Here is a 14,305-nt window from a genome sequence, read left to right as displayed (position 1 = left end):
GTTTGTATATAAATATATTTAAGTTTGTATGTTTTTGCCAAATACAAAATTACCCCCCTTCAGATATGATTAATTATCCACCAAAATCCACAGGTCTTCTGTATGGCAAAAATTATAAAAAACTATGAAGAACTAGTAACAGAAGGGTATGGCCAGGGCCATGGACGCGATTATAAACCTTGTAAAACTGTTCAAAACTTCAGTTCAATTGGTCGCTCTCACAGAGTACAAGGCCGTGTCAGTAAACGTCTTCATCACTTATTTTCTGATCTAGAGCTATCTACCTTTTTACTGCTTGACTGGAATCAGAACGTTACAGATATTCGCGAACATTATCCTTTGGATATCTATGATCTTAACTCCATCTGTTCTCGTTTCCGAATGAAAAAAGTATCGGTTGACTATATACCTTTTACCTTATCTTCAGATTTTTTAGTTGATTTTGGTAAGTTTTCTATAGCCCTTGACACTCTTTACAGCAAGGATCTGAATAAAGCTCATGTTATTGAGTCATTAGAAATTAAACGTCGTTACTGGGAAGAAGAGCACAATACGCCGTTCAAACTGATTACTGAAAAAGACATTCCTGCTACGGTACTAGAGAACATTAAATGGCTGTATGTAGAAAAAAATGACCTTGAAATAACAAATCACATGATTGATCAAGCAGTTTATTTTATGGAAGAAATTAGCCAGTACCCTCAAAGCTCATTAATCCAATTTTGTAAGCATTCTGACCAAACTCAAAAAATGGGTATCGGATCGACGCTCGCATTGTTTAGAAAATTATTCGCACTGCGAATACTTCAATTTAATCTAGAAATTTCGTACTTGGAGCTTAAACTCTCTGATATTCATGCAAGTAATTTGCTCCAGAATGAGAATACAGTCCATGCAACTAATTAATTCAGTTTACATCTTGAATTCAACACAATACCGAATACTCAAATTCTTACCGCAGTATACGGTATGGATTGCGATTGATAATAAAAATGCTTTTCCTGAACTCATTTTGTCTAAGGAACTTCAAACTCTCTCAGATGATCAAAGCCTAATACCAGCACAAGATCCTTATGAACACTTAAAACGATTAAACTTGAGTGAGGATTCTATTCAACTCAAAAAAAGAGATGAAAACTTTTTTATTATTCAAGATTTAATTAATGATGAACAAGTTCTTATCAATGCAAAAATCAGGACTGCAAAAATTAAAACTATACATCTAGAAAAAGAAGTATCAATTAATAAAATCCTACGACTCCTAAGACGCTACTGGCAACGTGGTCAAACTATAAATGCTTTGGTACCGGACTATGAAAACTCAGGTGGAAAAGGCCAAAAAAGAGCTATAGGTGATAAAAAAATTGGCAGACCACGCATTTATGAATCGAATGAAGGTAAGAATGTCACTGAACAGGTTGAATTATATTTTAAGCAAGCCATCGAAGAGTATTTAGTTCCTGTCAAAAAACAATCCATTAACGAAACTTATCTTCGGTTTAAAAATTTATTTTCCAAGCACTTTCATCAAGTGCAAGCTGCAGATATTCCAACGTATGCTCAATTCTATTACTTTTATAATACGCGATACAGAAATCAGAACAATTCCAAGGAAATTCTGACGAATCAGAAAACCCTGAAAGATCACAAACCTCTGACTTCAACAGCGACCAAGCAAGCAAATGGTCCTGGTGCACGTTATGAGATAGATTCAACAATCGCTGACATCTACCTTGTATCATCACGGGATCCATCACAGATTATTGGCCGACCTACCGTATATATTGTTATCGATGTATTCAGCCGGATGATTACTGGGCTTTATGTCGGCATGGAAAACAGTTCCTTTAATACAGCCATACAATGCCTCAGCGTTGCAATCCAAGATAAAGTGACATTTTGTCAGAGTTATGGCTTGCAAATACAACCAGAAGACTGGCCTATTTATGGTTTACCTGGTTCCATACTTGCAGACCGCGGTGAACTAATTGGCTATCAAATTGAACTTCTTGAAAAAAACTTTTCTGTTCGTATTGAAAATGCGCCACCGTATCGAAGCGATGCCAAAGGTATTGTGGAGAGGGCTTTTGGCATCATTCAGTCACGCTTTAAATCCTACGAGAATATTGGTGTTGTTTCTGGATTCAAGGAAAAAAAGAAAGGTGGACATGATTATCGGCTAGAAGCTTGTCTTACTTTGGAAGAGTTCAGAAAAATCATATTAAGCTGCGTCTTATTACGCAATAATTTTGACGTTTTGACAAAATATGACCGCAGTGCCGATATGCCGACTAACCTGCCTTCTATCCCTCTTAAGCTCTGGCAGTGGGGCCTACAGCACCGTACTGGGATGTTGAGACAAGTGGATAACAAATCACTATATGTTGGCTTGCTACCTAGGATCGATGCCTCATTAAGTGATAAAGGACTTAAAGTTAAAGGATTAGTCTATCAATGTTTAGAAATGCATCAACAAGGCTGGTTTATTCGTAACACGACCAAATCCCGCCCGAAAAAGTTGCGCATTGGTTTTGACCCATACTCAGTTAATACTATTTATGTTTTCTTTGATGAAAATAAATTGGAATACTGGGAAGCCCATTTAAGTGATGCCTCACGTCAATATCAGCATCTGACCTGGTGGGAAGCTGAACAGATTCAAAAAGCGATCAAAACTGTTGAAAAACAGCATTCACAACTAAAGTCTGTGGCCATCAGTGAATTGCAGGATTTTACTGACAAAATCATCCACACAGCACAGAGCCGGCAGGCTCAAGCAGGAGTTCACCAACTTTCTAAAGCACAACGTACTCGGGATATTCGTCAGAACAAACAAGAAGCGATTCAGGTGGAACGTGAGGAACATCTCCAAAATAGGTCCGTCAATTCTATCCGGACTATCCATCCCAACCAAGACAATCCTCCAACACCCCCATCTCACAGCAGCAATCTGGATTTGACCAGTCAACCAGACTTAATGAGACAATTATTTGAAGAGGATGATGAAGAATGAATAATAATGAACTCGCGGTCAACACATCGATAGAAGACATCTATGGGGATAATCCTCTCATTACTCAATTACCGCCCATTCTTGACACGAAGTCGGTTATTAAACACTTACGAGGGAAACTAAAATTTATTCCAGAGCAGCGTTTTTTGCCTCAACCAGAAAGAATTCATCTAATTGCTCAACTGCCTAATGATTTTTTCCAACCACTCACCAAACATCTATCCCTTGAACAAAAAATTTCTATCATGATCCGGCAAGGTTATGTGAGTAGAAACATCAATAATGGTGATCGACACAGGCATTTGCACGCGGCTTTTCAACAACTAGAACCTTCAAACGAAAGCTCTTACCGCTACGCTCCTCCAGAATCGACAGCCACTAGTATGTCTATTATAGGATGTTCTGGGAGTGGGAAAACGACCACGATGAACAAGATTTTGCGTTATTATCCGCAAGTGATTGAGCATAAAGAACTGGGGTTAAAGCAAATTGTTTATCTTAAAATTGATTGCCCGCATGACAGCTCTTTAAAAAACTTATGCTCAAACTTTTTTAGAGCAGTAGATTTAGCATTAGGAGATACAAACTTCGAGCATCGTTTCACCAGAAGTCGCTTAAATGTGAATGCCATGCTGCAGCAGATGAAAATTATCGCAAATAATTATTCAATTGGACTTTTAATCATTGATGAAATCCAGCATTTGAATACAAAAAAATCTGGCGGGGCTGAAATCATTCTTAATTTCTTTGTCACCCTTGTGAATGTGGCATCCATTCCAATTGTGATGATTGGGACACCCAAAGCCAATGAAATTCTGCAAGAAGACTTAAGATCAGCTAGACGCAGTGCAGGATTAGGCTCTTTAATCTGGGAACCTATGCGCAATGAAGCACCCACTCCCGATCCTAGCACCCCTGATCAAATGATCATTTCTGAATGGTATGCTTTCACCAACAAGCTGTGGCAATATCAATGGGTTCAACAACCAGCTGAACTGACCGATGAATTAAGAAACACTTGGTATTATTATACGCAGGGCATTCCAGATTTAGTGGTTAAACTGTTCTGCTTGGTGCAGATTCATGCAATCACCATTGGTCTGGAAAAAATTACATCTGAACTTTTTAAAAAAGTCTACGAAGAACAATTACAGCCAGTCCACGATATTTTGGATGCACTCCGCTCAGGCAACCCCACACGTATTGCACGGTATTCTGACTTAACTATCCCTCAAGTTCAAATTGAGGAATATGTTGAACAACACCGTTTAAAAGCTGCATTAAAAACGGAAATACAGCGTAAAGATCTAGGACCACATTATTCCACACTTATAGGTATGCTAACGGCCTTAGGTCACCCCGCTGCTACAATAGATCTGCATGTCACTTCTGCATTAAAAAAATATCCAAACGAGAACTTACAGGTACTACTCCAGCATATTCTGGAAGTATTAGACGGCTCTGTAGCAAAAGATAAATTGGACCAGCCTCAGACCACAACTTCGGTAAGAAAACCAAGAACATCACGCAAAGTCATGAAAGCAGAAGAATGGAAGAGCACTGAAGCCAATGACTTACGGAATTTTTTCAGTCAAGCACAAGAAAAGGAAGTAGATGTTTATGAGCTATTAAAATCATCTCACTATTTGTTTGATCCCACCTCTCCTGTGTTGCATTAAACAAAAAATAGAGAGTAAGTGTATTATGATTTCAAATTTTCCAATACCATATCCAGATGAGTTAATTTACAGTGTGATTGCACGTTATGCTATTCACAATGGAATTTTAAGTCCCAAATACCTTACTGAAGAATTATTCAATAATAGAAATTTGACGCCAACTTACGATTTACCGTCTTACATAGACAAATTGGCCAGTTATCTACCAGATTGCTATGATGCACTCCATTTAATCAACCACCACACCTTATTGCCAATTTATCAACCGTTTCAACCTGATACAGTGATGCGTTATGCTGTACATGTATTACAGGGTGAACAGTATCAATCATTACATACCAAGTTGGGAAAAAATGCGTCGCGAATCAAATCTGTGAATTTTTTTCGGTTCTGTCCGCATTGTTGGCAAGAACAGATGGAACAATATGGTGAAGTGTATTGGAAACGTAGCTGGCAGATTACAGGATATGAATATTGTATAAAGCATGAATCTGCCCTTTTTGTCAGCTCTGTTCCTTGCAATGGGCTAGACCGAAGATTTTATAATGCTCATTTAAATGTCCTTATTGACTCCTCACAACTTTTTATTAATTCACAAGACTTAAAGCGTCATCTTGAGTTAGCAAAAATAATCGAGGATCTACTTATTCAATCTAGCCATATTGCAGTACAAGATGTTTCGATTTTATCAAATGCCTACTTCAATCTATTGAAAGACAGAGGCTTACTATCAGGTCAAAAAAATATCAACTACGAAAAAATTCGTCACCTTGTCTTAGATTACTGGGGCGAAAGCTTTCTTAAATACTATCATTTAGATGATCTTCTTTCTGAGAACTGCTGGCTCAAAAATATGTGCAGGAAACATCGTAAAGCATTTTCTTATCTTGAGCATTGCATTGTATTAAAATCGCTGGTTCCAGAGCAAAAACCAATTGAAACATATAAGCAATATGTTAGCTTAGCATCAATAGAAAAAACAAACTTAGATCGGCAGCACGAAGCTCCCCCTGTATGGGTTAATAATAAAGTTGATAAGATTTTATCTAAAGATCAAAAACAATGGACAAAATTAATTCAGAAAAATTCTGTTAAGCAGGCACGTCAATGTGATCCTGCACTTTACGCTCGGTTATATCGTAATCATAAGAACTGGCTATTACTGACAAATAAATCTGCTGTGATATTACCTTCAGCCATTCCCAAGCCACGTGTCGATTGGAAAAAGCGAGATCAACAATTGATTAAACAACTCATCAAAATCCGGGATCAATTATTAGAAGATCTCGACTCTCCACAATGGACAAAAAAGTTTTTTATTAAGCAACTTGGCTCGGTAAGTATGATTGAAAAAAACTGGAGGTTTTTACCACTCACCACCGCCTTTCTAGAGCGTTACGCAGAATCTGTAGATTGTTATCAAATACGCCGTCTTACACGAACATTTATTCGTCAACACACTGACAATCAGTTCTATCCACCGAGTGTTTTTCTTCGACTATCCGGATTAAGTCCTGAGCGATTAACGCCAGAAGCTCGTAGATTTTTTAATAATATTGAGAGAGAAATAAAACAATGAGCGATTGCCCAATCGAAGAGTTACCGAAGAATTTGATTTATTATACTGCAACAGAAATTAGTCGACGTGGTCAAACTCGGTTTGATATTAATACTCACTTTTTTAATCCAACTATTAATCGTTCTATTCAGCTTAAATTACCAATTGAGAGTATTATTCTTTATGATTACCTCACCCCAATTGCAGATTCTGAGCCAAAGGAATTATTTTTCCATACACTTGAACGTGTAAATTTCACAGCATTCAAAACAATCACTCTATTGGGGGATGAGCATAAAAAAAGAGATCAAGGCCGGATCTGTTTTGAGTTTGATTACTACTCAAAAGTATTAAATAAAAATCTTATTATTCAAATACCGAAACTCATTCTTGCTCGGGATCTATTCTTTTCACATCCTTATCTTTTACGTGCAGCACTGTTTGCGGAAAACTATTCAACAGATATTCTAGTGGATACGAATGATGAAAAAGCTATTCATATTACTATTGCGCAAAACAAAAAAATTCTGAGCGCAGATATCTCTGATCCTCATTTTTTGAAAAAATTGGCCTTAATTCTTTTACAACCTGATTTAAATAAAGCCTTCCTTAGTATTTATCAAAAAACAATTATTGATCAAAACAATGCTAAAAATTTTAATTTCGATATGAATACTCCTGAGATCAAAAATATTGATCTAACAGTAGATGGAATTTATGATAAAGAAACTGGTATTTACAGAATTGAACGCATCACATCTTTCAAAAATTTGGAGACTGGGATTGATAGACCTGTACAATTTCATTTTACTACAAGAAAAATGATACAACAGGTCAAAAATCCTCAAGTTCAAAGTTCAAATAAACCAAAACTAACAAATTCCTCTAAAGAGAAATTGAATCAAAATGCTGATGCAGATATCGATCAGCGGTTGATCAAGCTAAGAAACCTACCTGCAGAAATTTATACAATAGAAGACTTAAAAATTTCTTTAGAAACGCCGCCTACTAAAACTACAGTACGGAAGAAAATACTAAAGAAAATGGATGAAAATAAAAATCAAGATGAAGGATTTGCAGGAGGAGAAGGAGATATCGAGGGCACAATACCTGGATTTACAAACGAATCAGACACTCAACTAGAGCGAATCACGCATAAAGACTTGATTAAGGTGTTGGACCAAATTGAAAAAAAAGGATATGACGTTAAAGAAATCAAGAACTCTCCATTTAAAAAATATAAACTTTTTAGAGGGCATAAGTTTTCTAACGGCAATCAACTACGATACTTTTATGTCTATAGAATCATCAATACAAAAAATGATGAACAATTTTATCTATGTGAAATTGATACATCAGATGGAAAAAAGAACATTTCTACATTATTACTCCGATATGAAGAAAAAACTCAATTATTAATTGAGACCGATTTGGAAAAATTGAACAATTCAATACTTTCTCAATCGCTCAGTTGGCCTAAAAAGTTTCTATCTGAGATAAGAGGTATTACTGCCTTTACTACGATTAATCATCCTTCTAAACAGAAACAACTAGAAGATGTAAATTATTACGCTGACTGGGCTCAACGGATCTTAGCAAAGGTAAAATCGATATAAAAGTTAAACGGCAACTTGGCATATAGGAGCTATTTTCCTTCTATAATCATACCTTACTTCGCAGGAATTATTTCGAGAATTTAGATGACCCAACTGACTTGCTTTAAAGCTTACGATATTCGCGGCAAACTGGGCAGCGAACTGAATGAAGAGATTGCCTATAAAATAGGCCGTGCCTATGGCCAGATTTACCAGCCAAAAACTGTGGCGATTGGCTGCGATATCCGTTTAAGCAGTGAAGACTTAAAACAGGCCACCATCCAAGGCCTGAATGATGCAGGTGTAAATGTCCTTGATCTGGGTATGACTGGCACCGAAGAAGTCTATTTTGCCGCTTTCCATCTGGATGTCCAAGGCGGGATTGAAATCACTGCCAGTCACAACCCGATGGACTATAACGGCATGAAACTGGTGCGCGAGAATGCCCGTCCAATCAGTGCCGATACTGGCTTAAAAGAAATTCAGGCCTTAGCAGAAGCTGGTACATTTACCGAAGTTACAGCCAAAGGAACCACACAGTCCTACAATATTTTGCCGGCGTTTGTAGATCATCTGATGACCTATATTGATCCAGCCAAGATTCGCCCAATGAAGCTGGTGGTCAATGCCGGCAATGGTGCTGCAGGTCATGTCATTGATGCGATTGAAGACAAATTCAAGGCCCTGAATGTTCCGGTTGAGTTTGTCAAAATTCACCATGAAGCCGATGGTACTTTCCCGAACGGGATTCCGAATCCGATTCTGGTAGAAAACCGCGACAGCACCCGCGAGGCAGTACTGGCGCATGGCGCAGATCTGGGCATTGCCTGGGATGGTGACTTTGACCGCTGCTTCCTGTTTGATGAAAAAGGCCAGTTTATTGAAGGCTATTACATTGTGGGGCTGTTAGCACAGGCTTTCTTGTTGAAACAGTCCGGTGAAAAAATTGTGCATGATCCGCGTCTGGTCTGGAACACTTTTGATGTGGTGGAACAGTATCAGGGTGAAGCAATTCAGTCCAAATCTGGGCATGCCTTTATTAAAGATGTGATGCGTGAGCATAATGCGGTTTATGGTGGGGAGATGAGTGCTCACCACTATTTCCGTGACTTTGCCTATTGTGATAGCGGCATGATTCCATGGTTACTGGCGATTGCGGTGCTGTCTGAAACCGGTCAATCCTTATCGAGTCTGGTTGAAGAGATGATTGCCAAGTTCCCATGCTCAGGTGAAATTAATTTTAAAGTGGCAGACACCCAAGCCACTATTCAAAAGATCTTTGAGCACTATGCCGATCAGAACCCGGCCATTGACCAGACTGATGGCGTCAGTCTGGATTTTGGCGCCTGGCGTTTTAATGTGCGTGCCTCCAATACCGAACCGTTATTGCGCTTGAATATTGAAAGCCGCCGTGACCAGCAACCAAAAGCAATGCAGGACTATATAAATGAGCTAACTCTATTGATTGAGACTTAATATTATAAAGGCTTTGTTGCACAAAGATTTCATAACTATATGATTTTAAAAGTTCTGATTATTTTTTGATCCAAAATTAAATTTATTTAAATCAGATGCTTACATATTTATGCAACAAAGCCTATTATAAATAGAAAGAGTCCTTTAAAGGACTCTTTCTATTTATAATAAAAAAAATTCAAATTCTTTTTGATCTATATTTGACTTTACTTTTCGTGCAAATAGCATTCCTGATTGCTTCATTTTAATAAAATCTGAATTATCTAATTCTCTTGGAAAACTTGGGCCACTGACCCAATCTATATAACGCATTCCTCTTTCGCAATCAGGAATATTATTTTCTATATTATAAACCTTATAGCGAAATAGTGAATTAAAAATTATTGTCTGGAAAAAAACCTCATCACCACACAAAGAGTATTTAAATGAATTCAAATATTTAGGATTCTTTTCAACATAATCTAAAATATAATCTACAGCCTCATGTGTTAAGGTGAACCATGTTGAGCCCTTATATAAAGTAGGTAAATGAGAGATATCCAATGTCCTAAAATATTTTGCATATAAAATAAATATTTTTCGACATAATTTCCCCATAATAGAATGATCTTTATTATAAAAGTACGAAGGATATTTTATAGCTAAACGTTGTTGAGCATTATGAACTGGGTTATAGCCAATAAATTCAATTCTATTAGAATATGCTATATTTAAAAAACTCTCACGTGATTTATTCGAAGAGAGAGGGATATCATCACCAGAGATTAAAGAAAAATACTTATAATTATATCTTTGGGCTAATCTTAACAGCAAAAGCATAACTTCAATTTGACTCACTCCCCCCCATCGGACATCTATACGTTTTTTCTCTGGGACATACAATAAGTTTGGATGGTCACCTAATTTTTTTTTAATCCGAATCACTTCATTATTTGGAGTCTTATTGTCTATATGTAAAATTATTATGCTCAAAGGACTTTTTAAGAGAGTGTGTATAGTAAAAATTAATGGTTCTGTCAATTTATGACATATTACAGCATAAATATAATTCATTCTATTTATATCCTTTTGGATTCTGTTTTTGCCAGTTCCAGCTATCGGCCAGCATATCTTCCAGACCATACTGCGGTTGCCAGCCTAGCTCGGCAATAGCACGCCGATTGTCTGCAAAAGAGGTCGCCACATCGCCCGCCCGGCGCGGTGCCAGTTCAAATGGAATCTCGACCCCATTGACCTGTTCAAAGGTATTTTTCACCTGCAACACAGAAATCCCGTTTCCGGTTCCAATATTCCAAGCACGACAGCCCTGTGCATTTAAACGGTTATTCAGTGCACATAAGTGTGCATTGGCCAAGTCCACCACATGGATATAATCGCGGACCCCTGTGCCATCGACGGTATCATAATCACTGCCAAAGATTGAAAGTTTTTCACGACGACCGACAGCCACTTGGGTCACATAAGGCATCAGGTTGTTTGGAATCCCTTGCGGATCTTCACCAATCTGGCCACTTTTATGCGCACCGACCGGGTTAAAATAGCGCAATAAGGCAATTGACCAGCGCTCATCAGCAATCGCCAGTTTTTCCAATAACTGTTCAATAATCAGTTTGGTATAGCCATAATTGTTGCTTGGCATCCCAGTGGGCATTTCTTCATTTAAAGGAGAGGTATTGGCTTCATCATACACTGTTGCAGAGGAACTAAAGACCAGTTTAAACACCCCTGCACGTTGCATCGCCTGCGCCAGACTGATAGAACCCGCAATATTATGCTCAAAATAAGCCAGTGGAATTTGCTGACTTTCCCCCACCGCTTTAAGACCTGCAAAATGAATTACCGCATCAATCTGGTGCTGCTGGAACAGCTGATCCAGACCGGCACCATCCCGGATATCACCTTCAATAAAATGAAGACTTTTCTGGGTCAGCTCTTGTACCCGTTGTAATGATTCTGCCGAACTGTTCGACAAGTTATCCAGTACCACCACCTGATGCCCGGCATTGAGCAGTTCCAGACAGGTATGCGAACCAATATAACCGGCGCCACCGGTGACCAGAATATTAGCCATCTGCTTTTCCTAATAAAATGTGTAATAAACCTTGTGTCGAAGCGTCCAGTGCCGATACATCCTGCTGCTGGCCATTTAAAATTGGCAACAGCTGATTGGCAATTTCCTTGCCCTTTTCCACGCCCCACTGATCAAAGGGGTTAATATTCCAGATCACCGACTGGACAAAAACCTTATGCTCATACAAGGCAATCAGCATCCCCAAGCTATACGGATTCAGCTCCTGAATCAGGAAGGTTGAACTCGGCTGATTACCGGCATATTGCTTATAAGCCGGCAGACTGGCTAGCTCGGCCTGATCCAGTGCCTGATTGCCAAAAGCCAGTAAGCGCGATTGCGCCAGACAGTTAGACAGCGCCAGATGGTGCTGTTCGACCAGCGCCTCTGCACTTTCTGCGTAGGTAAACTGGTTGGCATTGTAGCGTTTAACTGGTGCAATAAAATCACAGCTGACCGCCTGTGTGCCCTGATGCAGCAACTGATAAAACGCATGCTGGGCATTCGGTCCTACTTCACCCCAGACAATTGGACAGGTATCCAGTTCGACTGCTTCGCCACTGCGCTGAATCGATTTACCATTCGATTCCATTTCCAGCTGCTGCAGATAAGAGGCAAAATATTTTAAGCGGCCATCATAGGGCAAAACCGCATGGGTCTGAATATCCAGAAAATTATTGTTCCAGATACCCAATAAGCCCATTAACACCGGAATATTCTGTGCAAATGGCGCCGTCTGGAAATGCTGATCCACTGCGTAGGCCCCGGCCAGAAAGGCTTTAAAGCCTTCCACCCCAATAATGAGCGCAATTGGCAAGCCGATACAGGACCAGAGTGAATAACGGCCACCGACCCAATCCCACAGCAGGAACTGGTTTTCTGGCGCAATGCCCCATGCGGTCATTTTATCGGGCTTGGTCGAGACCCCAACAAAATGATGCTGTAATACGCGTGCCTGTTTGCCCAAGGCTTTTTCCAGCCATAAACGGACGGTTTGTGCATTGGACAAGGTATCAATGGTGCCAAAAGACTTGGAGGAAATAATAAACAGCGTGGTTTCCGGACGCAGCTTGTGCAGCAGATCCGAGAGCTGGCTGCCATCCATGGTCGAAACGAAATGTACGCTCAGCGGCTTGGCACTTGAATGTTTAAAATCGGACAGCGCCTGAGTCGCCATCAAAGGCCCCAAATCTGAACCGCCGACGCCAATATTGACCACATCCTGAATTACTTCACCGGTGGCACCGCGGCATTGTCCGGCATGAATTTTTTCCACCAGCTGATACATACGCTGTAGCTGGGTCTGTACCTGCTGTGCCAGTTCCGGATGAGTACTGTCCTGTTCCGGCAAACGCAGCGCCCAATGCATGGCTGCACGCTGTTCGGTATAGTTAATCGGGTCGGAGGAAAACAGGGTGTTGATCCAGCCCGATAAGTCATGTGCCTCAGCAAAGCGAATCAGCTGCGCCAGTACTTCGGCATCGATCCGCTGCTTGCTATAATCGAAAACCAGCGATTTTAAACGTACGGAGAAGTGCTCGAAACGCTGCGCATCCTGTGCAAATAAATCGGTTAAATGACGCTGTTCAAACTGGTTTTTTAAAGTCTGTAACTGTAATAACAGTGAATCACGCGTATGTAGCGCTGCTGAACTGCTCATTAACGTCCTACTCCCATATAGGCAAAGCCTTGCGCTTTGACAAATTGCGGATCATAGATATTACGGCCATCTAAAATTAACGGATGCTGCATACTGTTGAGCAGGGTTTTATAGTCCGGACTCCAGTAATGTTTCCAGGCGGTTAACAGACACAGCGCATGACTGCCTTTGACAGCTTCATACTGGTCCTGACACAAGATCAAATCATCGCGTTCGCCATACAGTGCCTGAATTTCCGGCAAGGCCTGCGGATCGTGTAATTTGACCGTGAGTCCTTGCGCCCAGAGTGCCTTGAGCATGGCGTGAATCGGTGAATGGTGCACACGTGAAGTATTTTCCTTAAACGCAGCGCCCCAGATGACAATGGTTTTGCCTTTTAAATCACCCTGATAATAGTTCCACAGTTTGCGAAACAGCAGTTCTTTTTGCTGCTCGTTAATTTCCCAGACCTGGGCCAAAAGCTGGCTTTTCACCCCGGTGGTTGACACGGTATTGGCTAGGGTTAAAACATCATGCGAGAAGTTTTCTCCGCCAAAACCGGCGCCCGGATACATATAGGACGCGCCAATCCGGCTATCCGCCGCCATGCCCTGGCGCACATGTTCAATATCAATGCCGAGTTTTTCTGCCACCACAGCCAAGTCATTGATGTAACTGATCCGGGTTGCCAGCATGCCGGAAATACTCAGCTTGGTAAATTCCGCATCCAGCACCGGCATAAACAGGTATTGCTGCTTACGCGGGAATAAAGGACGTAAAAATTCCTGCACTTTACTCTGCACCTGCGGGTTCATACAGCCCACGGTCAGCTGTTCCGCTTGGGTGATACTGGCCAGTGCATTGCCTTCCTGGCTCATATCCGGCAAATACACCCAGTCATCTTCAGGCAGTAGCTGTTTCAGTCGTGCCGTACCCTGCAAGCCAAGGGTTGAAGCATTGATCATCAGTTTCGGATGAATGATCGGACGCTGCTGGAGCTGCTGCAACAATTCAATCAGTAGCGGCTCTTCTGCTGGCGTCAGGCTAAACAGATAGACATCCATCTCTAGCCCCAGCTCTTTCAGGCTACAGTAATGCAGAAAGCCTTGGGCATGTTGCTGCTGCAACAGACGATTGACCGCCTCATCCTGAAAATCAGGCGCTTCCGGGCTATCTTGCTCGAAAATGTCACACCAGTAGACCTTGTGCCCACATTCTGCCAATAGCGCCGCCATCACCCCGGCATAAAGCGTTCGACCAAAAACTGCAACCTTCAT

The 14,305-nt window shown here is 40.5% G+C and carries 10 protein-coding genes; 6 read left to right on the top strand and 4 right to left on the bottom strand.

All coding sequences use genetic code 11. The annotated features are described in order from the left end of the window. The first annotated feature begins 102 nt into the window (after positions 1 to 102). The 6 genes from FTV14_RS04875 to FTV14_RS04850 all read left to right on the top strand — a co-directional run bounded on the left by FTV14_RS04875 (position 103) and on the right by FTV14_RS04850 (position 9,321). The gene (locus FTV14_RS04875; RefSeq protein WP_044112950.1) at positions 103 to 906 is read left to right on the top strand and encodes a heteromeric transposase endonuclease subunit TnsA; all 804 of its coding nucleotides are present in this window, start codon (positions 103 to 105) and stop codon (positions 904 to 906) included. Beyond that, entirely contained in the window at positions 893 to 3,013 is a 2,121-nt protein-coding gene (locus FTV14_RS04870) for a Mu transposase C-terminal domain-containing protein (protein WP_180053473.1), read from the top strand. The genes FTV14_RS04875 and FTV14_RS04870 overlap by 14 nt, the downstream gene beginning before the upstream one ends. Further along, on the top strand, positions 3,010 to 4,692 hold the full coding sequence (locus FTV14_RS04865) for an AAA family ATPase (protein WP_180053472.1): 1,683 nt from the start codon (positions 3,010 to 3,012) through the stop codon (positions 4,690 to 4,692). Before FTV14_RS04870 ends, FTV14_RS04865 begins: the two co-directional genes overlap by 4 nt. A 73-nt stretch (positions 4,693 to 4,765) precedes the next feature. Further along, positions 4,766 to 6,271: a TnsD family Tn7-like transposition protein gene (locus FTV14_RS04860; RefSeq protein ID WP_253167499.1), complete on the top strand. Its 1,506-nt coding sequence runs from the start codon at positions 4,766 to 4,768 to the stop codon at positions 6,269 to 6,271. Beyond that, complete coding sequence (locus FTV14_RS04855; protein WP_180053471.1) at positions 6,268 to 7,866, top strand: Tn7-like element transposition protein TnsE; 1,599 nt, start codon at positions 6,268 to 6,270, stop codon at positions 7,864 to 7,866. The genes FTV14_RS04860 and FTV14_RS04855 overlap by 4 nt, the downstream gene beginning before the upstream one ends. Before the next feature lie 84 nt (positions 7,867 to 7,950). Next, complete coding sequence (locus FTV14_RS04850; RefSeq protein ID WP_180053470.1) at positions 7,951 to 9,321, top strand: phosphomannomutase CpsG; 1,371 nt, start codon at positions 7,951 to 7,953, stop codon at positions 9,319 to 9,321. A gap of 162 nt (positions 9,322 to 9,483) precedes the next feature. On the opposite strand, the gene FTV14_RS04845 is transcribed toward FTV14_RS04850, so the two are convergent. From FTV14_RS04845 to FTV14_RS04830, 4 genes are read right to left on the bottom strand one after another with little or no spacing between them, the layout of a single operon-like run. After that, entirely contained in the window at positions 9,484 to 10,374 is an 891-nt protein-coding gene (locus FTV14_RS04845; protein WP_180053469.1) for a beta-1,6-N-acetylglucosaminyltransferase, read from the bottom strand. A gap of 1 nt (position 10,375) precedes the next feature. Further along, positions 10,376 to 11,392 (bottom strand): UDP-glucose 4-epimerase GalE, encoded by a 1,017-nt coding sequence (gene galE / locus FTV14_RS04840; protein ID WP_180053468.1) that lies wholly within the window; start codon positions 11,390 to 11,392, stop codon positions 10,376 to 10,378. Further along, positions 11,385 to 13,049, bottom strand: coding sequence for a glucose-6-phosphate isomerase (gene pgi / locus FTV14_RS04835; RefSeq protein ID WP_180053467.1), 1,665 nt, complete (start codon positions 13,047 to 13,049; stop codon positions 11,385 to 11,387). Before pgi ends, galE begins: the two co-directional genes overlap by 8 nt. Next, entirely contained in the window at positions 13,049 to 14,305 is a 1,257-nt protein-coding gene (locus FTV14_RS04830; RefSeq protein WP_180053466.1) for a nucleotide sugar dehydrogenase, read from the bottom strand. The genes pgi and FTV14_RS04830 overlap by 1 nt, the downstream gene beginning before the upstream one ends.

Source organism: Acinetobacter sp. YH12236 (assembly GCF_013417645.1).
In the GTDB taxonomy this organism is placed as follows: domain Bacteria; phylum Pseudomonadota; class Gammaproteobacteria; order Pseudomonadales; family Moraxellaceae; genus Acinetobacter.
The sequence above is the reverse complement of the archived record's forward strand: the minus strand, read 5'-3'. Positions and strand labels throughout refer to the sequence as shown.